This is a genomic window from Pedobacter cryoconitis, assembly GCF_014207135.1.
In the GTDB taxonomy this organism is placed as follows: domain Bacteria; phylum Bacteroidota; class Bacteroidia; order Sphingobacteriales; family Sphingobacteriaceae; genus Pedobacter; species Pedobacter cryoconitis_D.
Map to the genome: position 1 here is coordinate 393,117 of NZ_JACHCC010000001.1, position 21,608 is coordinate 414,724.

21 protein-coding genes and 1 tRNA gene are annotated in these 21,608 nt (G+C 38.9%); 15 read left to right on the plus strand and 7 right to left on the minus strand.

The genetic code is table 11. The features are described 5' to 3' along the window. Nucleotides 1-82: 82 nt before the first annotated feature. The 4 genes from HDF25_RS01490 (at nt 83) to HDF25_RS01505 (ending at nt 4,365) form a co-directional block, all read left to right on the plus strand. Nucleotides 83-2,716 (plus strand): DNA translocase FtsK, encoded by a 2,634-nt coding sequence (locus HDF25_RS01490; RefSeq protein ID WP_184622052.1) that lies wholly within the window; start codon nt 83-85, stop codon nt 2,714-2,716. Between the two features lie 11 nt (nt 2,717-2,727). Then, on the plus strand, nt 2,728-3,378 hold the full coding sequence (locus HDF25_RS01495) for a LolA family protein (protein ID WP_184622053.1): 651 nt from the start codon (nt 2,728-2,730) through the stop codon (nt 3,376-3,378). Between the two features lie 90 nt (nt 3,379-3,468). Next, nucleotides 3,469-4,230: an MBL fold metallo-hydrolase gene (locus tag HDF25_RS01500; RefSeq protein ID WP_184622054.1), complete on the plus strand. Its 762-nt coding sequence runs from the start codon at nt 3,469-3,471 to the stop codon at nt 4,228-4,230. A gap of 51 nt (nt 4,231-4,281) precedes the next feature. Beyond that, nucleotides 4,282-4,365: transfer RNA gene (locus tag HDF25_RS01505), tRNA-Leu, on the plus strand. Nucleotides 4,366-4,464: 99 nt separating this feature from the next. Here the strand turns inward: HDF25_RS01505 and HDF25_RS01510 are convergent. Then, on the minus strand, nt 4,465-5,691 hold the full coding sequence (locus tag HDF25_RS01510) for an alpha/beta hydrolase-fold protein (protein ID WP_184622055.1): 1,227 nt from the start codon (nt 5,689-5,691) through the stop codon (nt 4,465-4,467). Nucleotides 5,692-6,161: 470 nt separating this feature from the next. On the opposite strand from HDF25_RS01510, the gene HDF25_RS01515 reads away from it, so the two are divergent. Further along, entirely contained in the window at nt 6,162-6,419 is a 258-nt protein-coding gene (locus HDF25_RS01515; RefSeq protein WP_184622056.1) for a hypothetical protein, read from the plus strand. A gap of 260 nt (nt 6,420-6,679) precedes the next feature. Further along, a complete protein-coding gene (locus HDF25_RS01520; protein ID WP_184622057.1) occupies nt 6,680-7,027 on the plus strand; it encodes a hypothetical protein in 348 nt (115 codons plus the stop codon). A gap of 77 nt (nt 7,028-7,104) precedes the next feature. Here HDF25_RS01520 and HDF25_RS01525 read toward each other — a convergent pair whose 3' ends face one another. Further along, entirely contained in the window at nt 7,105-7,830 is a 726-nt protein-coding gene (locus tag HDF25_RS01525) for a hypothetical protein (RefSeq protein WP_184622058.1), read from the minus strand. A 161-nt stretch (nt 7,831-7,991) separates the two neighbouring features. Here HDF25_RS01525 and HDF25_RS01530 point away from each other — a divergent pair, with 161 nt between their 5' ends. Both HDF25_RS01530 and HDF25_RS01535 read left to right on the plus strand, forming a co-directional pair. After that, entirely contained in the window at nt 7,992-8,291 is a 300-nt protein-coding gene (locus tag HDF25_RS01530) for a winged helix-turn-helix transcriptional regulator (protein ID WP_260409292.1), read from the plus strand. 147 nt (nt 8,292-8,438) lie between these two features. Next, entirely contained in the window at nt 8,439-8,765 is a 327-nt protein-coding gene (locus tag HDF25_RS01535) for a nuclear transport factor 2 family protein (protein WP_184622061.1), read from the plus strand. Between the two features lie 87 nt (nt 8,766-8,852). On the opposite strand, the gene HDF25_RS01540 is transcribed toward HDF25_RS01535, so the two are convergent. Next, complete coding sequence (locus HDF25_RS01540) at nt 8,853-11,222, minus strand: ABC transporter permease (protein ID WP_184622063.1); 2,370 nt, start codon at nt 11,220-11,222, stop codon at nt 8,853-8,855. A 263-nt stretch (nt 11,223-11,485) separates the two neighbouring features. On the opposite strand from HDF25_RS01540, the gene HDF25_RS01545 reads away from it, so the two are divergent. Together HDF25_RS01545 and HDF25_RS01550 are read left to right on the plus strand one after the other, a co-directional pair. Then, nucleotides 11,486-12,154 (plus strand): O-methyltransferase, encoded by a 669-nt coding sequence (locus HDF25_RS01545; RefSeq protein WP_184622065.1) that lies wholly within the window; start codon nt 11,486-11,488, stop codon nt 12,152-12,154. 160 nt (nt 12,155-12,314) lie between these two features. Continuing rightward, a complete protein-coding gene (locus tag HDF25_RS01550; RefSeq protein ID WP_184622067.1) occupies nt 12,315-13,742 on the plus strand; it encodes an MFS transporter in 1,428 nt (475 codons plus the stop codon). Here HDF25_RS01550 and HDF25_RS01555 read toward each other — a convergent pair. After that, complete coding sequence (locus HDF25_RS01555; RefSeq protein ID WP_184622069.1) at nt 13,702-14,382, minus strand: hypothetical protein; 681 nt, start codon at nt 14,380-14,382, stop codon at nt 13,702-13,704. The two genes, HDF25_RS01550 and HDF25_RS01555, sit on opposite strands and share 41 nt — an antisense overlap. A 95-nt stretch (nt 14,383-14,477) precedes the next feature. Continuing rightward, nucleotides 14,478-15,050 carry a Crp/Fnr family transcriptional regulator gene (locus HDF25_RS01560; RefSeq protein WP_184622071.1) on the minus strand — a complete coding sequence of 191 codons (573 nt, stop codon included), beginning with the start codon at nt 15,048-15,050 and terminating at the stop codon, nt 14,478-14,480. Between the two features lie 163 nt (nt 15,051-15,213). On the opposite strand from HDF25_RS01560, the gene HDF25_RS01565 reads away from it, so the two are divergent. The 3 genes from HDF25_RS01565 to HDF25_RS01575 all read left to right on the plus strand — a co-directional run bounded on the left by HDF25_RS01565 (nt 15,214) and on the right by HDF25_RS01575 (nt 17,757). Then, entirely contained in the window at nt 15,214-16,263 is a 1,050-nt protein-coding gene (locus HDF25_RS01565; protein ID WP_184622073.1) for a sensor histidine kinase, read from the plus strand. Continuing rightward, a complete protein-coding gene (locus HDF25_RS01570) occupies nt 16,238-17,011 on the plus strand; it encodes a LytR/AlgR family response regulator transcription factor (protein ID WP_184622075.1) in 774 nt (257 codons plus the stop codon). The genes HDF25_RS01565 and HDF25_RS01570 overlap by 26 nt, the downstream gene beginning before the upstream one ends. A 170-nt stretch (nt 17,012-17,181) precedes the next feature. Continuing rightward, nucleotides 17,182-17,757: a porin family protein gene (locus tag HDF25_RS01575; protein ID WP_184622077.1), complete on the plus strand. Its 576-nt coding sequence runs from the start codon at nt 17,182-17,184 to the stop codon at nt 17,755-17,757. Between the two features lie 78 nt (nt 17,758-17,835). On the opposite strand, the gene HDF25_RS01580 is transcribed toward HDF25_RS01575, so the two are convergent. Both HDF25_RS01580 and lpdA read right to left on the minus strand, forming a co-directional pair. Beyond that, entirely contained in the window at nt 17,836-18,504 is a 669-nt protein-coding gene (locus HDF25_RS01580) for a hypothetical protein (RefSeq protein ID WP_184622078.1), read from the minus strand. Between the two features lie 130 nt (nt 18,505-18,634). Next, nucleotides 18,635-20,038, minus strand: a complete 1,404-nt coding sequence (lpdA, locus tag HDF25_RS01585) for a dihydrolipoyl dehydrogenase (RefSeq protein ID WP_184622079.1) — start codon at nt 20,036-20,038, stop codon at nt 18,635-18,637. Nucleotides 20,039-20,271: 233 nt separating this feature from the next. Between lpdA and HDF25_RS01590 the strand changes: the two genes are divergently transcribed. Together HDF25_RS01590 and mnmH are read left to right on the plus strand one after the other, a co-directional pair. Continuing rightward, complete coding sequence (locus HDF25_RS01590) at nt 20,272-20,415, plus strand: hypothetical protein (protein WP_184622080.1); 144 nt, start codon at nt 20,272-20,274, stop codon at nt 20,413-20,415. Nucleotides 20,416-20,555: 140 nt separating this feature from the next. After that, entirely contained in the window at nt 20,556-21,605 is a 1,050-nt protein-coding gene (gene mnmH, locus HDF25_RS01595; RefSeq protein ID WP_184622081.1) for a tRNA 2-selenouridine(34) synthase MnmH, read from the plus strand. The last annotated feature ends 3 nt before the right edge of the window (nt 21,606-21,608 follow it).

The window sequence follows — 21,608 nt, forward strand, 5'->3', positions numbered from 1 at the left end:
TTTATTCTTAGATTGAGGCTTAGAATAACATACACATACAACTATATATTATATTTGTTGTTTATTAATACAGTTACGAAAAATGTCGGTAAGGGGAAACCAATTTAAATCTAATTCATTCAAAAACGAATATAGTGAAAAGCCAGGTTCGAAAACATCATCCAGGGAACCAAGATTGAGATTTGAGCGAATACCCTCTCTGAATCTTCAGGATGAAAGGGTATTGAAGATTGCAGGCTTATTTTTCCTGATTTTGTCTATCTATTTCCTGGTTGCTTTTACTTCCTACCTGTTTACCTGGCAGGAGGATTACAGTTACGTTATTGATGCAAACGGGGGCTGGAGTAATCTTTTCAAAACAATGGAAGAATTACAGCAGCATAATATTCCTGTTGTCGTACAAAACTGGCTGGGTAAGTTTGGTGCTTTATTATCGCATCAGTTCATCTATGAATGGTTTGGTGTAGCTTCATTCTTATTTGTTTTTGTCTTTTTTGTAATCGGTTATCGTTTACTGTTTAAGGTGAAGATTTTTGCCCTTGAAAAAACATTAGGCTACAGCTTGTTCTTTTTGCTGTTCCTGTCTCTTACTTTTGGATTTTTACATTCCTTCTTTTTAGATTCTCCACATTATCTGGAGGGTGAAATCGGTTACTGGGCCAATAAGCTGCTGGTTGCACAGATCGGTGTGGCGGGAGTAGGAGGGCTGATCGCCTTTTTAGGACTGACGATCCTGATTATTGCCTACAATATTGACTTTAAATTTCCGGAAAGGGTACGTCCTGTAGTGGATGAAATTATTCCGGATAATTCCAATGATAATGTATTTTCAGCGAGGCAGGAGCCTTCTGAAAGAGTCTCTCCGATGGAGCGGACACCATCTTTTACAACACCGGTTAATGAAACGCGGACAGATCAGGTAGAGTTTACTTTGAATGACAGACTGGCGACAGAGCGTAAGCAGGAACAAAATGTGGTCCTGACGCCGAGTCGTTTTGAAGAAAAGGAGGCAGAGTCTGAACCAGAAGTGATTTTACCTAAATCACCTGTGTTAAACGTAATGAATGCGCCGATCATTCTTTCTCCAACGCCTACATCAGAGCCATTGACTGAACTGACTTTTGAGGAGGTAAAACCGGAACCTCAATTGACTATTGAAAAAACGGAAGAGGAAAAGAAATCTGAGGACCTGGTAGAGCAGTTTGGAAATTATGATCCTACGCTCGATCTGTCAAGTTATCAGTATCCGAGTCTGGAACTGTTGGAAAACTATGGTTCAAATAAGATTTCAGTGAATGCAGATGAGCTGGAAGCTAACAAAAATAAGATCGTTGAAACCCTCAACCACTATAATATTGAAATCGATAAGATTAAGGCGACGATTGGCCCAACGGTAACGCTTTATGAGATTATTCCTGCTCCGGGGATCAGGATTTCAAAAATTAAAAACCTGGAGGATGATATTGCACTGAGTCTGGCAGCCCTGGGAATCCGTATTATTGCGCCAATGCCAGGTAAGGGTACCATTGGTATTGAGGTACCGAATATGCACCCTGAAATGGTTTCGATGAGAAGTATCCTGAATACGGAGAAATTCCAGAAAACGGATATGGACCTGCCTATTGCTTTGGGTAAAACAATCTCGAACGAGGTTTATATAGCAGATCTGGCTAAAATGCCCCATTTGCTGGTAGCGGGGGCAACAGGACAGGGTAAATCGGTTGGTATTAATGCTATTCTGGTTTCACTGCTCTATAAAAAACATCCTTCACAACTTAAATTTGTACTGGTCGATCCCAAAAAAGTGGAGCTGACTTTATTTAATAAGATTGAACGTCACTTCCTGGCTAAACTTCCGGGTGAGGCTGATGCAATTATTACGGATACTAAAAAAGTAATCCATACTTTAAATTCATTGTGTATTGAGATGGATCAGCGTTATGATCTGTTAAAGGATGCACAGGTAAGGAACTTAAAGGAATACAATGATAAATTTATCAAACGGAAGCTAAACCCTAATAATTCGCATCGTTTCTTACCTTATATCGTATTGATTGTGGATGAGTTCGCGGATTTGATGATGACTGCGGGTAAAGAAGTGGAAACTCCGATTGCCCGTCTGGCACAGCTGGCCCGTGCGGTAGGTATCCACCTGGTGCTGGCCACGCAACGTCCTTCTGTGAATATCATTACGGGTACAATTAAGGCGAATTTCCCGGCCAGGTTAGCTTTCAGGGTATTGTCTAAAATTGACTCGAGAACTATCCTGGACAGTGGTGGTGCAGATCAGCTGATCGGACGCGGGGATATGTTATTATCTACGGGAAATGATCTGATCAGGCTACAGTGTGCGTTTGTAGATACACCTGAAGTAGACAGAATTTCTGAATTTATCGGTAACCAGAGGGGATATCCTGAAGCTTACCAGTTACCGGAATACCTGGATGAGGCGGCAGAATCTGCCAAGGCAGACTTTGATCCTGATGATCGTGATTCGATGTTTGAAGAAGCAGCGCGTTTAATCGTTATGCATCAGCAGGGATCTACTTCATTGATACAGCGAAAACTAAAACTGGGCTATAACAGGGCTGGAAGAATCATTGATCAGTTGGAAGCATCGGGTGTAGTAGGTCCGTTTGAAGGAAGTAAGGCAAGAGAAGTATTATTGCCTGATGAGTATGCTTTGGAACAGTTCTTGACCAACCTGAAGAAATAATATAAGCACGGATGAAGAAGTTATTATGCACGTTACTGGTTTTATCAGGAATAAGTTTTGGAGTTTATGCACAGCAGGATGCTAAAGCAAAAGCTATTTTAGCTGAAGTAAGTAAAAAATACAGGTCTTATGATATCGTGAAAACTGATTTTACTTTTACACTGGAGAGCCCGCAAAATAAAGTGAATGAAGTGCAGCAAGGTACACTGATTGCAAAAGCTGCTGCTAATAAATATAAAGTAGTCATGACTGATCAGGATTTGATCAGTGACGGGAAAAGCCAGTGGACTTATCTTAAAAAAGATAAAGAAGTACAGGTCTCGGCAGCAGACAACAGTGGTGATGCATTGAATCCTGCCAAAATTTTTACACTTTATGAAAAGGGCTATAAATATCTGTATACAGGGGAGAAAAAGGCGGGTGCCAAGACTCACCAGATGATAGATTTATCACCTGTGGATATTAATAAATCATATTTTAAAATCAGGTTGACTATTGATAAAGCGGCTAGACAGTTAGTTAATGTGCTGATTTTTGATAAAAATGGAAATAAATATACGTATGCGATCAAATCGTTTGTGGGAAATGCGAAGGTCCCGGAATCGACTTTTACTTTCGATGCCAGGAAATATCCTGGAGTTGAAGTAGTTGATCTGCGTTAATAAATTATTAAAGAGAAAAAGGGGTTCAGACAATTCGTCCGAACCCCTTTTTTTGTTATTTTTGAGTACCAATATTAACCTTATCTGCTTTTGAAAATTACATTTTTAGGTACTGGCACCTCGCAGGGGATTCCTGTGATCTGCTGCAATTGTGAAGTTTGCCGGTCTGATGATCCGAAGGATAACCGTCTGCGGGTTTCTGTGTTGGTAGAAACCGGTGATAAGACTATTGTAATAGATAGCGGACCTGATTTCAGATACCAGATGTTAAGAGCAGGTGTAAAAGACCTGGATGCAATTGTATATACGCACGAACATAAGGATCATGTAGCAGGCCTGGATGATATTCGTCCGTTTAATTATCTGTTACAGAAAAATATTGATTTGTATGCTACTGTAAGGGTGCAGGAGGCTTTAAAAAGAGAATTCTCATACATCTTTGCAGAAAAGGTATATCCGGGGATTCCGCAGGTTAATATGCATACGATTGGTACGGAAAGTTTTTTTATTGGCGAAACGGAACTGATCCCTTTAGAGATTATGCATTATAAACTGCCTATCCTGGGTTTCAGAATGAAGGACTTTACTTATATTACGGATGCGAAGACTATTCCACAGCATTCCATAGACCTGATAAAAGGAACAAAGGTATTGGTTATAAATGCTTTGCAGGTTGAACCGCATATTTCGCATTTTACACTGGCAGAAGCGGTTGAGTTTGCACAGGAAATAGGGGCAGAGATGACGTATTTTACGCATATCAGTCATAATATGGGTAAACATGCAGATGTAGAGAAAGAGTTACCAGCTAATATCAGGCTGGCTTATGATGGTCTGGTCATAAATTTATAAAATTTCTGTTTGATCTACGGTGAATAAATATATATTTGCACCTCAGTTCATACCCAGGTGGCGAAATTGGTAGACGCACCACCTTGAGGGGGTGGCGCTTGCAAAGGCGTGGCAGTTCGAATCTGCTTCTGGGTACTAACCGGAATCGAATATATCGATTCCGGTTTTTTTATGTCTTTTCTGAGCTTAAAAAACGAGAGTATGAGGAGATGCTACATTAATTTAAGCGATATCTCATTTCAAAGCTTTGAGCTTATCGACAGTAGGTGGGTAATCTAAAATTGATAAAGCCTTGATGTAATTCTTTTTAGCCTCTTCTTTTCTTCCTTTAGCAGAATGATAATCACCCAATGCATCATATACATTGAAACTATGTGGGTAATTTATTTCATTCATCTCAAAGAAGTGATAAGCAGACTCAAATTTATTTGATCTCAAAAAAGCATAGCCCAAATTGTTGATAATTTGTTCCGAGGGAAGTATTTCATAACCCATTGAGTTAGATATTTGTTTGTATCCAGATTTGAGAGAATCCAGAATCGTTTTGTCGTTAACAGAGGTGCTAAACAAATCGTAGTTATCAACAGATAGGAAATTATAGTCCCGAAAAATATAATGAAGACCGTCATACTCACTGATAAATGGAGCCGTGTTATGACCCTCCAGCTCGTAATATTTAATTTTCCAAAGCAAATTTTTATTACTATTCCGTTGTAAGGCACTCTTTAGTCTGTCCATAGCGAGAACAGCATCATTAAAAGGAGTTATGGTTTTTCTCACTTCTGCTGTATCAAGCTTTTTCTTGAAGCCGTTAGCAACAGAGATAAATAAGGTCTTATTCTTAAACTTATTATCTGACAATATATTCTCTGCTTCTTTTGAAAGCTTAGAATTGTCGTACCATAAAGCAGGATCTATTGAAATATATGAATTAAATAATTCGGTATGCTTCAATAGTGTGTTAATAACAAAAAGGCCACCTAAAGAATGCCCTATCAACATACGGTATGGTGCAGTTGGATATTTAGATTCAATTTCAGGAATCAGTTCGTTCTGCAGAAAAAGCGTAAACTTTTCCCCTCCACCTGATGATTTAGCTGAAACGCTATCCAAAAATATTCCAGAAGTTATGTGTGTAGGAGTGAAGTCTCTTATCCGGTCGACGTTTGGGATAGCTACAATGATAGATTCTTGAAATATCCTGAGTGAGCCCATATTCTCCATCATTGCTGCAAGTCCTTGAAAATGTTCTTCACCGTCTAATACATAAATGACCGGGTATTTTTGTTTGCTGTAGATTCTGTCTGATGCACTTTTAGGAAGATATATAAAGTATGACCTTTCTTCTCCGAGTATCTTGGAATATGTTTTGTAAGTCTTACCTATTGAAATATCATTATTTTCCTGTGAGTAGCTTATGATTGGTATCAGGAAAAATAGTAAAAAAAATATTTTCTTCATATTGCTTATATTGTGTTTTACGAAAAGATAGGTTTTAAACCGGAATATTGCATACACAAAATACTAAATTTAAATGCCTATATGAGGTCCTTTCTGTGAAATTTGAATACTTATTACAGAAGTATTTGCTGATTTCGATTTTAAATAGATTTAACATATGATGATATAAAGCGTGTTTTGGTAAAATGTAGACTTGCTTTACATTGCTCTTTTTGCTAAAATAACGAGAATATTAGAAATGCAAAAAGGAGAGGAAGGGAGGTTGCGGTTCTGGAATTCTCGAAAGATAATTAATAAAAGTGCAAGGTTATTCTTTATACTGATTGAGAGTCAAAAGGGCCAGTTGCAGAATTGGCCACTATTTTGATGTTTTGTTACATGCGTAAAACTTAATCATTTTTTAGGTAAATGTTATGGATATGAATACAAGAAAAACTTTATGTAAATTTGCTTGAATAGAATTAAAGACTATGGCTACTGGAGAAAAACGTAAATTATTTTTTGAGTTGAGTAAAAGCGAAAAAGAAAAAAGGTTTAGGTCTGTTCTTAATCCAGTATTGAAACGAAACAGAGAATTGAATCAGCCTGTAGTTTTTAGAAATAGTCTTTGTCACAAGTCAAATCAATTTGTTCATAAATATCCTAATGGGAAACAATTTATTATAGAAATAGATCTGAAAACGCTGAGTACCAAACTTGGAGATAGCCCGGCATTAATGATTATTTAGATCATGGCCCGCAGACTTTTTATTGTTGCAGGCCCAAATGGATCTGGTAAAAGCTTATTTTCAAAAGTGCTGACGGAATCTGATTTCGAGGTTTTTGATGGGGATAAACATATGACTGATCTTTCTGCGCGGTTCACTGAAACACCTTCTAAAGACTTATGGAACTATATTAATATACTGTCTTCGCTGAGGGAAAACAAGCTGCAATTAAATCCGGTCTTAATTATGCCTATGAAACCAATTTTAGTTCGGATCAGCCTATGGCATCTGCTCTTGAATTTCGTGAAAATGGTTATGAAATACATTTGATCTTCATGGGGCTTAATAGTATTGAAGAATCTATAGAACGTGTTTTATTTCGGGTTCAGACCGGTGGGCACAAAGTATCTGAAATTTCAATTCGCTATAATTATAAGTATGGTTTTGAAAATCTATATAAGTACTTCAGGGAATTCGATTCTGTTATCTTGTTCGATAATTCTATACCAGGCGATGAAGGTCCTTCAGCACCGCGTGAAATCCTACATATAGTTGGTAACGAATTGCATTTACTACCTGAGGGAGTTCCTGAATGGGCTCTGCCTATCATTTCTGAATTTAAAGATTAGGATGGAGATCTAAGGCTATTCTATCTAAATTACTCGTCTATCTTATAAACCCTTCTCCTTTTAAATCCTAATTACAATTAATTACAGAAATTGATATTCATAATTTCAATGCAGACGATGACATGATCTAATCGAACCTTATTGTTTTCATCTCTTAAATAAGCTAGCCGCCTGGTGGGCAGCATCAAGCCGTCAAACTGTTGATGATCATAAACATAATGTGTAACGGGAACCGAACCCAAAATGTCAGCAAAATAATCATGCCGCATTAAAAGACCGTTTTGATTAAAATAGAATAATTGTACTTTACTATGAGTTGCGATGTAGTCAGGAAAAGTAACTTTCAGACAACGCCATTGCTCCTCATTTTCCAGGTATGGTTCAATTTCTTTGGTATCGAATCCTGGAAGGTCAAAGTTAAAAGGCATGGTCAAATAGTTCCAGATGGCATATCCACTGAAATATAAAAGATCTGGCATATCCCAGTGGGTAGAAGGACCGTGGCTGTTAAATGACTCTCTTGGATTAAAGCGTTCTTCGAGGGTTTTACCGTTCGTTGATTGAAGAACCACTTGGTTCGGCTCAAAAATGCCTTTTAAGTTGTTTTCTGTTAAAGAGGTAAAGCATACCTTTTGTTCACGACAGTCTGAATATAAGTGAGTATTGCTCAAAATCCCTCCCACTCCTTTAGCATACCATAGTTGGCCTGTGATGCGGAGATGAACTGACATCTTTTCTTTTTTTTTCCATGTGGCTGTTCCTCCGTTTGCAGACAGCACAAATTTCAATAAGTCATTTTCCATTAAAAATCTAAATTTATACGAATTTACATCAACATACACTTCTCATAAACACGACGAAATTATAGCATTTAGGATATATATTTGTTCCTGCTATACTCTGGTATAACACCTACAACATGGAAGACTGTAAAGAATTAATAACCCACGAATGTGAAAAGGATATGAAATACCTTCAAGATACCCTTTATGTTATTAGTGGTAAATGGAAAATGCTGATTATAGTTTCTTTATATAATGGAAACAGGCATTACCGCGAAATTGCGCGAAGCCTTCCAAATATTACGTTTCGGATGCTTTCTAAAGATCTTAAAGAATTGGAACAAAATAAGTTAATTGCGCGTGAAGTCAATGATGATGTTACTTTAAGGGTCGAATACAACATCACAGCATATTGCCAAAAATTGATCCCATTAATTAGTGAGATGATCAAATGGGGTAAAGCACATCGTAAAGTAATTTAACTTTCCCTCCGGCCAGACTACTAGTCTATCTTATAAATTCTCAATTATTGATTCAATAAGGGTTAAAAAACGCTCTAAGTCCGACCTTTATTTTCTAATTTTATAGTTCTATGGGTGGCGAGTAGCCCTGTGCAATTACAAATAAGTATGGAAAAAGTTATTCAACAATTCATTGATGCTATAAATGCATTTGATATAGACGCCGCACTCGAATTATTCACTGATGATGCTGTGATAGACGATGAATCTGTGGGCGAAAGTTTTAAGAACACTGCGGGGGTGCGTAAATATCTCGATAAATTTTTCGTTGGCTATAAGACAGTAACCAAGTTAGAATCTATTGAGGTGCTTGATAATTGGCATATTAAGGCACAGGTTGATTTCATCGGGGATTTCGGTCACGAGACAGGTGGCTTGAATTTCACATTCAACACTAATGGATTTATCAATGCAATCAATGCCTATCTCGATTGATTATATCATAGCTCAACAAAACATACACTTATGCATTATTCCTAATATATTCTTAGGAGTACATCCTTAATGAATTGTTATTTGGTTTTATTCGTACTTCAGCGCTTTAACAGGATTCGCCGTTGCAGCTTTGTAGGCCTGAAAACTGACCGTCAAAAATGCGACAATTATAGTTCCCAATATTGATATGAATACAATTGAAAATGATACGGTTGTCCTGAACTCAAAATTAGTGAGCCATCTGTTCATCAGATAATAAGCCAACGGGACACCAATACATGCAGCAACAAATACCATCTTCAGAAAGGAAATGGAGAGCAGTCTCATGATATTGCCAATTGAAGCGCCGAGTACACGACGTACGCCAAACTCTTTGGTACGCTGTTCTGCACTGTATGCAACCAAACCATAAAGTCCCATACTAGAGATCAGTATCGCTATACCTCCAAACATGTTTGCCAGAATGCCCAGTATCTTTTCTGACTGTAGTTTTTGGGCGTAGAGGTCATTAACAATCCTGACTTCTACAGGGTATTCCGGGTTGATATTTTTGGCAATGGCCGAAATCAGTTCAACATTTTTACTTAAACTGTTGGCAGGATTTAACCGCATATTAATGATCCCATTCGGATTTTTATTAAAATTGATTACCATCGGACTTCCGGAACGATAAGGGGAGCCCCAGATGAAATCTTTGAAGACGCCGATCACCTTGAGCTGTTTTCCAAATTGATTTACAGTTATTCCTATGGGATTTTTAAGTTTCATGATCTTCACTGCTGCACTGCTTAGCAAAATCGCGGCACTATCTGATGCGAAATCTCTGGAAAAATCGCGACCAGATACCAGTTCAACACCACTTGTCTTCATAAAATCATACTGGGTCTCGACTCTGTTGAAAACAATTTCCTTACCTCTTTCATCCATTCCCGGCCATTGAAATCCATAAAACCAATTGCCACTTGTCATGCTCCCTGAGGACTGGTTTACGGATGTGACGGCTCCAGCCTTCATCGCCTGGTCCTTAAACAATTCAAACTTTCCGGATAGTTCTCCATCTTGTGGCATTTCGGCAAGCAAATTGATATTGTAACCTACAGGTCTGTCTTTTATAAACTGAAGTTGTTTATAGATGACAAGTGTAGCAATGATCAGCATAATGGCAAAACAAAACTGTACGACTACAAGTACCTGTCTCATGTTGACTGGTATGAGTCTTGCATTTGCTGTTTTCTTTTTTAAAGTCTGAATAGGGGTGAAGGAAGAAAGGAACAATGCAGGATAAGCCCCCGATAATAGGCCGGTTATTAATGCTACAGTCAGTATGCCCAGCCAATAGCCTGTATTGGTATAATCAATTGTAACATCTATGTTTAACAGGTTATTGAATAGGGGTAAACTGGCTTCAACAATAATAACAGCAATTAATACGGCTACTGTAGTAAGAATCATAGCTTCGGTCAGGAACTGGATGACCAGAGAACCCCTTGTTGCACCGATTGTTTTCTTGATACCCACTTCCTTTGCTCTGCGCTCTGATTTGGCAGTGGCCATGTTCATGAAATTGATACAGGCGACTAGCAAAATGCCAAAAGCCAATGCCAGGAAAAGATAAATGCGTTCTATATCGCCACCTACACTCTTGCCATTCTGAAATTCACCATACAAATGTACATCCGATAAGGGAAATAAGAAATTTTCACTCTTTTGATCCTTATAATTTTCATTGAACAGCGTTTTTACTTTAGCATTAATCAGATCAATATTGGCGGGATTATTAACCCTGACCATTACAGGAAAATTGAAATTCCCCCAGCCCGGTTTTTTAGCATATTCATTGATACGCTCAAGAAAAGACCAGGGCATCAAATAATCAAACTTGATTGATGTATTGGCAGGCAGATCTTTGATTATACCGGTAACCTTTAGATAGTTAGTGTTTTTATACTTGACTGTTTTGTTCAGTGCGTCAGTAGTGCCGAATAAAAGTTTTGCAGTTCCGGCAGTTAATATGATAGAGTTTGGTGTATTCAATGCGGTAATGGGGTTACCAGCCAAAAACGCATAATTGAAAATTTTCAGGATATCCGGATCAGCAAAGAGATCCGTTTTCTTAAACGTTTTTTGTTTGTTGGCGATGAGTGATTGATCAAAACCAGCAATCCTGGTAATCGCATCTACCTCTGGTATTTTAGCTTTAATAGCCATACCAATTCCATCTCCAGGTACTGGTCCGGTACTGGTAATCTTTCCGGTAGCATCCTGAAAATTGGTCATCACCTGATAGATTTTGTCAGCATCTTTAAAGTGACGGTCAAAGTTAACTTCGTAATTGACATAGAGTAACAGTAACAAGCAGGCAGATAAACCAACTGCCAGACCAATAATATTGATAACTGAAGAAGTTTTATTTCTCCAGAGGTTACGCAAAGCGATCTTTAAATTGAGTCTGAACATAGCACAATGATTTATCAACGAAATAAATACAATTGATCTGCAATTTACCAAGTTTATGCCAATAATGGTTTATGTTGTAACGTGTTGTTATATAGTTTGTTATGTTTTTGTGATTAATTGAAGCGTTCATTATCGGACGGAACATGTACAATGGCGGACAGTTGGGGGAGAGGAGTTAACCCACAGGATTTTATTGAAAATTGTAATTAAGAAGTACAAATGAATATTTAATATTGTAAGTGTAAACTTTAAATCTTAAAAAGATGAGCGGACAAATATTTGCACAAGTTGACCAGTATATTAGTAATCTCCTCGCACCGGAAGATAAGGTGTTACAGGATACCATTAAATCTCTTGATGAAGAAGGATTTCCACAAATCAGTGTAACACCGAATCACGGAAAGTTATTACAGGTTATGGCTAAGCTCTCCAATGCAAAGAAGATTTTGGAATTAGGGACACTGGCAGGCTACAGTACGATATGGCTGGCAAGGGCTCTACCGGAAGATGGAAAGATAATCACACTCGAAGTGGAAGAGCGACACTCTAATCTGGCAAGAAAAAACATTGAAAAGGCCGGGTTATCTGATAAGGTCGATTTCAGGGTTGGTAAAGCCATAGAAATTCTACCTCAGTTGCTGGAAGACAAAGAAGGTCCGTTTGATCTTATTTTTATTGATGCTGATAAACCACCTTATACGGAGTATTTTGAATATGCTTTAAAGCTGGCAAGACCAGGAACTGTGATTATCTGTGATAATGTAATCAGGGAAGGAAAAGTCCTGGATGAAAATACAACTGATGAAAAAGTGAAAGGTGTTCAGCGTTTTAATAAAATGCTTCAGTCTAATCAAGATGTAACTGCTACAATTATACAAACGGTAGGTGTAAAGGAACACGATGGTATTGCTATCGCTGTTGTAAACAGGTAAATGGTTTTTATCTTTTTCAAGAGGGTCGCTTTTTAAAAGGCGACCCTTTTTTGTTCAAGGACGCTAGAATTTCAGATAAGTCCTGTCAAACTGAATTTTTGTCCTAACGGACAGCTAAGCAGATGGATTAATTTTGATGAACTAATTGAAAAAGATAAAAATGGGATCTGCAAAATATGAGCTTATTACAGAAAATGAAGGGTATGGGGCTTCGGTACGTTGGGCACTGGCCAGTCTTTCTCTGTCCATGTTAATGTCTTCACTCGACACCAGTATCGCTAATGTGGGATTACCCACACTAGCTCAGGTATTCAATGCCTCGATGCAGGAGGTACAGTGGGTTGTCCTGGCTTATTTGCTGGTTATCACCACCTTGATTGTCAGTGCAGGACGTCTTGGTGATATCATCGGTAGGCGACGTTTGTTATTGATAGGTATCAGTCTGTTTACAGTGACTTCGTTTTTATGTGGTGCTGCGCACACGCTTTGGCTGTTGATTGCTGCGCGGGCGGTACAAGGGCTGGGTGCAGCTATTATGATGGCCCTGACAGTAGCACTGGTAGGAGAGACTGTTCCAAGGTCTAAAACAGGGAGTGCTATGGGACTGCTCGGTACAATGTCTGCGATTGGCACTGCGCTTGGCCCTTCGCTGGGTGGCTTTCTGATCGCCGGACCAGGCTGGCGAAATATCTTTTTCGTCAATGTGCCATTAGGAGTGCTGAATTTTTTTCTTGCACGTCGCTATCTGCCTGCTCATGAACAGCGGGGAAAGGCTGATCGAAACAGCTTTGACAATCTGGGCACGCTGTTACTGGGACTGACACTGACGGCTTATGCACTTGCTGTGACTGTTGGTAATGGCCATTTCGATCGGTTGAATGTGGTGTTACTGCTGACTGCTGTTTTTGTAGGTGGACTCTTTGTATTTGCTGAATCAAAAGTGACATCGCCACTGATCCGCTTAAATGAATTTCGCAATGTTGTATTCAGTACAAGCCTGACGATGAACCTGCTTGTTGCAACAGTGATGATGGCGACACTGGTTGTGGGACCTTTCTATCTCTCCCGTGGACTCGGACTTAAAGTCGCTTTTGTTGGAATCGTGATGTCTGTTGGTCCGGTTATCTCTGCATTAAGCGGTATTCCGGCCGGTCGTATTGTTGACCTTTTAGGGGCGAAAGCTGTGGTTATGATAGGGCTCATTGCAATGACGCTGGGTTTATTTGCCCTATCTATACTCCCGGGTATGTTTGGTGTTGCAGGGTATATCGCTGCGGTCGCTGTCCTGACGCCTGGCTATCAGTTGTTCCAGGCTGCAAACAATACTACTGTCATGATGGATGTACAGACGGATCGTCGTGGCGTCATTTCTGGTATGCTTAGTCTGTCCCGCAATCTTGGATTAATGACGGGTGCCTCTGTCATGGGCGTAGTTTTTGCCTTAGCTTCCGGTGCAGCTCATATCACAACGGCGCGACCCGAAGAAGTCGCGTCCGGTATGCGGCTTACATTTATTATAGCCGGAATTATGATGGTACTGGCACTTTTTATTGCGGTTGTAAGACGTACTTCGGTACCTGTGAATTGACAGTATTGTTATCCACCCAATAGGCCATAGCTACGAATAACCACTGAAATTGTGCTGACCAGGCCAATACCTGAACGTTCGCAGGTGGAGGTCCCCAAAAACTAGAGATCTGAACGAGTAGTAAAAGAATGATTAACAAGGCAAAAACAATCTTGCCAGTCATATTCTTAAAGATGATTGTCTGGAGGTAAAGGATAATTCCTGTTATCAGCAGGGCCATTTCTATCAGAGTTGTAAACCATATAGAAGCCCATGCACCCAAACCGAGATAAATTGAAGAACCAGGGTATAGGGGAAGGTCATGAAAGTGTACGATCAGATCAAGGAACCAATGACTGAGTACAGCCAGGCCCAATAGGATTCCATTTTTGCTGTTTTTTTTGAATATCCAGTAGATACTGCCAAAGAGCACAGACCATCCGATTGCTCCTAATAAGCTGTGGGTAATGGGATAATTGGTGAATTCAAGGCTTCGGGGGCCGCTAAGACCCGGGTGTATGGCCACTGTTTCGATATGAAGTAATAATAAGGTTGGCCAGACCAGATCCAGAAATTGGGTAGCCATAAGGAGTGTTCCCAGTGAGATTTTTGGAGCTGCTTTTTTTGTCGCCAGCCCTAACCCGAAATGTCCAATAAACATAAAGACTAAATATTAATGATTAATAATTGTGCATACAAAATTGGCCAGGATTCTCAGAAAACAGCTTGATAAAAATCAAGAAATTGCGGGTTCGTTCAGGAGTTAAGATTTTTCCTTCTTATTCTGCTTAAGGTCTCGGGTGTCATTCCCATCATCGAGGCAAGATATTGCAAAGGGACATATTGAAAAAGTGATGGATTGTGGTTTAATAACCAATGGTAACGTTCTTCTGCGTTCATGGATAGTAAGGAAAAGATTCTTTCTTCCATAAAAAGAAAAGCACGGGCAATAAACAGCTTTTCAAGCTCATGCCATTTAGGAATTATCTGGCCGATAGTTGAATAATCTTCTTTACTGATCGTGAAAAGCTCACAATCTGTCAATGCCTGAATAGAAGTGCGGCTGGATAAATCAAAGATCAGACCTGAAAGATCTGCGACAAAATTCCCACTGTCGGATATCCATTGCGTCACCTCAGCATCCTGGCTGTTGGTATAAAAGCGGATCAGACCGGATCTTTGAAAACTTAAAAATCTACCAATTTTGCCAGGTTTTAATAAATACTCTCCCTTTTGGAGTGATTGAGGCTTAAAATAGGAGGCAACATTTTTAACATCTGATCCGGATATTCCAAAAAAGGTCGATATATAGTTCTCCAATTCGTTCATTAATGTTGTTTTATTTTTATACAACGGAGAAGATAACATAATATGGTGACAATTTCAGAAATCTGAACAATTGATACCGCTCATAAGAACACTCGCTGCCATTTTTGCCTGCTTTAACCGAATATCTGTATATTCATGGTACAGATGATGTAATTTCGTTTTTATGGATTCAACTCTGCCGATCAAAAACCTTGTTCGTCTTAACTGGTTGCTCGCAGTCGCGTTTAGTACAATTGTTTTTCTGTTCCTGTTTTTTCTGATGGAAGAATCGCAAATGCACAAGCTGTTTTATATGGTTATCACTGCGCTTGCTATTGGATTAATCGGCTTTGCTAATGTCGGGATTCTTATTTTGCTGGCCCGAAGATTCGGAACCGGAACAAAAGTATTCAAACGGTACCGTTATCTTTTTACCTATTTCGCGAGTGTCATCATTTATTTAATGCTGGCACCGGTATTCAATTATGCTTCGCATAAAATGAACAGTTATTCTCCTCTGGTCTATTTTTCTATTTTTGTCCTCGCCAGCGCGGTTGTGAATACGGTGATTATCGTTTTGCAGGACTTTATTATTCTGCATCATTATAAAGCACATACCGATCTGGAACTCTCTAAGTTAAAAACGGCCAATGCCGAGGCTGTTAATTTGCTTTTAAAGCAGCAGATTCATCCTCATTTTCTTTTTAATGCGTTAAATACACTGAAAGCATTATACCGGAAAGACCCTGCTGCAGGAGACACCTATATAGTTCATTTAGCCAATTTTCTGAGGGCCTCTGTTTTTAACCATAATTCAAAAGTTGCCAGTCTGGAAGATGAGGTAGCTTTGTTGAATGATTATCTGGAAATGCAGAAAATCAGGTTTGGTATTGCATTAGATTGCAGAATTGATTTACCTGAGGAAATTTTAAAGAATTATTATCTGCCTTCTTTTTCATTGCAGCCGCTCCTGGAGAATGCGATTAAACACAATGAACTGACCAGAGAAATGCCTTTAGTAGTTGATATTTTTTGTAGTGATGAGAGGGTAGTTGTACGGAATAACCTCCAGAAGAAAACTATCAGCGTAACTTCGGTTAATCATGGCCTGGCTAATCTTGCCGAACGTTATCGCCTCTGGACCGGGGATGAGGTGATCATCGAAGAAAAGGAAAATGTATTTTCAGTAAGTATTAAATTATTGACCAATGAATATAGTGATCATAGAGGATGAGCAGGTAGTTGCGGATGATCTTGAACTGAGTATTACGCAATTAGTTCATGAACCTGTAAGCATTATCCAGCTTTATTCTGTTAAAGAAGCTATTACTTATTTTAAGGGTGGTTTTGAAGCTGATTTGATTTTCAGTGACATCCAGCTTGGCGATGGTTTGAGTTTTGAGATATTTATTGCTGTACCAATCTCGACTCCGGTCATCTTCTGTACGGCTTATGATGAATATGCCCTTGATGCATTTAAAGCAAATGGGATTGATTATATTCTGAAGCCTTTTACGTTACAGATACTGGAGGGAGCCCTCCAAAGATATAATCAACTCAAAAAACAGTTTTCAAATGATCAGGCCCAGCAATATAGTAGCCTGATGAAGATACTTGCTGCTCATGAAACGCAGCATGCAGCTTCTTTACTCGTCTACCATCAGGATAAAATCATTCCGGTTAAGGTAGAGGATATCGCCTTAATTTATCTGGCGAATGAGGTGGTGCATGTGCTGACCTTTCCGGGTAAGATCTTTTATCCGAATAAGAATCTGGACGAGTTAGAAAAACTAGTTGGAAGTTCCTTTTTCAGGGCGAACCGACAGTATCTGATTTGTCGAAGCGCTATTATTGATGTCTCAAACTTCTTCTCCCGCAAATTATTGGTGAACCTGAGTATCTCTTTTGGTGACAAGGTGATTGTAAGTAAAGGAAAGGCCCCTCAGTTTCTAAGCTGGCTAACAAAAGCCTCAGCCAATTAAAGTTGCTTAATGTTTTTTTACCTGCACTTATTCCCTTTGGAAGCTGACTTTGCCCGCTTCACCCGATTTTCTCATCTGTAAAGCACTCTGAACGTGCAATTTTGATACAAATAAAAAAAATAATCAGGCTTTAGGGCTGTGTTTAATGTGTCAAATTTTAAGAGAAAATTATGAAAAAGTTAATGTTAATTTGTTTGGTGCTGGTGTCTTCAAAAGGTTTCAGTCAGAATTTTTTAAAGCGATTTGAATTCGGGCTGAAGGCGGGTGTGAATTATAGCAACTTTACGGATGCCAGTTTTCCAACTGATCCTTTAGTCGGATTCCATGCGGGTGGTACAATAGCCTTTAAGATCACCAATAATTTCCTGATCCAGGAGGAGTTTCTGTTTTCGTCGCAAGGGGCAAAAGTTAAAGGGGATTCGTTTGATAACCAGAATCTAAAGCTTTATTATATTACAGTGCCGATCTTGTTAAAATATCGTCATAGCTCTGGTTTTTATATTGAAGGAGGAGCACAGGCTGGGATGAAGGCAAAAGAAGATGTCAAAGGGTTAAGTATGGGAGATTTTGCAAAAAAACTGGACCTAGCTGCTGTCGGAGGATTAGGTTATCAGTCAAAAATGGGACTGGGTATAGGCGCGAGGTATGTCTATGGAATATCGAAGGTAGGGGACTTTAATGTAACGAACATCAGAAATGATTTTAAAAACAATAATATTCAGGCAAGTATCTTTTACGTTTTTTAATTAAGGATTAATCCCTGTTGGTAACCGTGAACCTTTAACCCTCTTTACAATTTCTGTAAAGAGGGATTTTAATTTTGATCAGTTTGCCGGAGCTGGTGCAGTATCTTCATTATAGGCATGCACAATCAGTTCAATATTGTTATAGCTGTAATCTTTGTTTTTAGCTATTTTTGCGGCTATCTCGGGACGGTCTTTCAGATAGTCCTGTAATTGTTTCTTAAATTTACTTTTGCGGGTTTCCACACGCAGATATTTGTTCTCGCCGGTTCTTTTCAGATAATAATAAATCCGGTCCTTTGTCAGGTAGCTGGAAAGCCCCCCTGTTTCGGAGCTACCAGAGGTTTGTAATGCAAGAGAGGATATCTTATGTGTTTTATCCATGCTGGACAGTTCCAGGCTCATTTTGTACAATTTGACACTTCCAGTTTCTATCAATTCTGCAAAAGCTTTCGTGATTGGTCTTTTTCGGACCAGTGTGACAAAATCTATATCGTCAATTACTTCAAAAACACGGGGCCCAATACCAAATCCGGAGCATTTGGTAACATTAATGACAGTGCTTTTTTCTCCAAGTTGTTTTTTAAAAGAAAAATTCTGGCAGTCTGAACCGTCAAAAGCAATTAAGCCTTCTACTTTGTTCTTCAGGGAATCTATATAATAACCCTTTAGGAATTTTTCTTTAGCTGCAGCCTTGGCTACCACAGGTAGGACAGCAATGAGAAGTAACAAGTATATTAATTTTTTCATCTCAATATTTTCTAAGTTTCTGTGTTTTGTAAACGTAATATATCTTCTTATGTAAAGATATAACATTATTGAGTAATCGTTAGTCCTGAAAATAGATTGCTTTGCTTTTTTGGAGCTGAAAAAATGTGAACTATATGTTAATGGCCCCTTGTCCGGCTGCCTGGAGATAGGCATCTTTTAGTGCTTCAGAATAGGTGGGGTGTGCATAGCTGATATGATACATATCTCTTGCCGTAATTTCATATTCCATACCTACTACGGCCTGAGCGATTACATCAGCAGCCCGGGGACCAATAATATGTACACCGAGAACTTCGCCGTATTTTGGGGATACCAGTACTTTTACAAAACCATCCGTATCCATAGATGCCCTTGCGCGGGCACTTGCCGAATAGGGAAATTTGCCAACGGTATATTCAACGCCTTTAGCTTTTAGCTCTTCTTCAGTGGCACCCGAAGAAGCAACTTCAGGCCAGGTATAAACTACGCCAGGAATCAATTTATAATTAATATGAGGTTTTTGACCATCAATGACCTCTGCAACAAATGTTCCTTCGTCTTCTGCTTTGTGTGCCAGCATAGGTCCGTCTATAACATCGCCTATGGCATAAATATTTGGTACTATAGTTTGCAATTGCTCATTTACCTTGATTTTTCCGCTCTTCTCAGTTTCAATACCAACTGCACCCAGATTTAATCCGTCTGTATAAGCTCTTCTGCCAACAGCAACTAAACAGTAATCTGCAGTAAGCTCCTGTTCTTTAGCTTCATCGTTTATAAAATTTACAGTTGCTGATGAACCTGTGTTTGTTGCAGACTGCACTTTACTTTTTAAAAGTATGTTGATATTAAGTTTGGAAAGTGTCTTGAACAGCGTCTTCCCTAATTCTCTGTCCATAGTTGGAATCAGTGATTCAGTATATTCAATTATGGTTACCCGGGTGCCAATACGGGCATAAACAGAGGCCAGTTCTACACCTATAACGCCACCACCTATGATAATCATTGATTCGGGACGGGAGGAGAAGGATAGACTTTCTGTAGAAGTAATGATTCTTTTTTTATCAATAATCACTCCTGGTATAGAAGAGGGTTTGGAGCCTGTCGCAATAATAAAATATTTGCTGGTCAGCATAGTTTCCTGATCAGCAGTACTTACTTTAATTTGTGTCTGATCAATAAAACTGCCTGTACCCTGATAAACATCGATTTTATTTTTCTTCATGAGATAAATCAGTCCCGATGTATTTTGTCTGACTACTTCAGATTTACGCTTAATGAATTGTGTGAAATCAAGACTGAGATTGTCGAGATTGATGCCGTGTACCTTAAACTGTTCCTGTGCCTGATGGTAATGCTCTGAACTGTCCAGTAAAGCTTTTGCAGGTATACAGCCTACATTTGTACAAGTGCCTCCAAGTGTATTGTATTTTTCTACAATAGCTACTTTATAACCTAATTGAGAAGCACGAATGGCAGATACATAACCACCTGGTCCGGATCCGATTACTGTGATATCATATTGATTATTCATAAAATTGATTTGTGTTTTTTTAATTCAAATTGTCTTGTGATACAATATTAGTAAATAATATACTAATCGGTATATTATTTACTAATGGAATTAAATATACAGGAACAGCTATAATCGTTATAATGACCTTCTATAGGAAAAATACTTAATAAGTAGGGTTCTGACCAGGAATATGACTAAATTGGCAGAAAATATGATGATCCGCTTCAGGATCAGATTAAAACTAATGGATTATGAGTAAGGTAGTAAAAAAAGAAGATAAGAAAGTTGTAAAGGGTGACGAAAAAGCGGTTGTAGTTCGTGTACCTAGAAAACTGAAAAAGTGGAACAAAAAGAATTTTGGCATTTTATCTTTTGACGGAAAAGACGCTGAATAAAGCTAAAGCCTTTCTTTTTGAAAGGCTTTTTTTGTAAAATTTATTCTTCTGGTACCTCCTGCAATTATTCGACACCGGCTTTCTGTCCGTCTTCAGGATTCTGTACTATATTTGTTCATCTTTTGAACCAAATCATCATAATGACTAAACCAATAGCTATCAGTGACTTTCTCGGGTTAGCTGATTCAATTCCCTTAATCGATGTCCGTACTCCGTTAGAGTTTGTACAGGGGCATATTCCGGGAGCTTTTAATTTGCCGATTTTTACGAATGAAGAGCGGGTGAGTGTTGGTACAACTTATAAACAGGTAGGGAGGGAAGAAGCTATTCTATTAGGATTTGATATTACAGGAAGCAAATGGTCTGGTTTTATTAAAGAGGCTCTGGAAATAGCACCGCAGAAAAAAATTGCAGTACATTGCTGGAGAGGTGGAATGCGCAGTGGTGCAATGGCCTGGGCACTGAATCTCTACGGGTTCGAGGTTTACCTTATCGAAGGTGGTTATAAAAGTTACCGCAGATGGGCATTGCAGCAATTTGACCAAGGTTGGAAACTTAGTATTTTGGGTGGAAAGACAGGATCTGGCAAAACTAAAATTTTGCATCATCTTCAGACCATGAACGAACAGATTATCGATCTGGAAGATCTGGCACAACATCAGGGCTCTTCTTATGGGACGATGAATAAAATGATCCAGCCTACACAGGAACAGTTTGAAAATAACCTGGCCTGTCAGCTTAATCTGTTGGATCCTGAAAGAAAGATATGGGTGGAAGATGAAAGTTTAACGATTGGGAAGCGGGTTATTCCTCAGTTTTTCTGGCGTAATATGCGCAACTCTGTTTTGATCAATGTGAATGTTCCGTTGCAGCAGCGTGTAGAAATACTGGTTGAAGAATATGGAAGGCTGGACAAGGATTTTTTAATTGAATGCACACAACGTATATGGAAAAGATTGGGGCCAGAACAAACTAAACATGCTATACTAGCAATAGAAGAAGACCGGATGGCCGATTTTATTGGTTTTGTGCTGGTTTATTACGATAAAACCTATAAAACCGGATTGGGAAAAAGAGCTCCCGATAAAGTGTTCTCAATGGATGTCGGGAACAGCGAATTTGTCAGTATAGCTCAGCAAATAATAGATTTTTCCGGAAGTATCCCGGTGGTTAACATGAATACTATTTAAAAA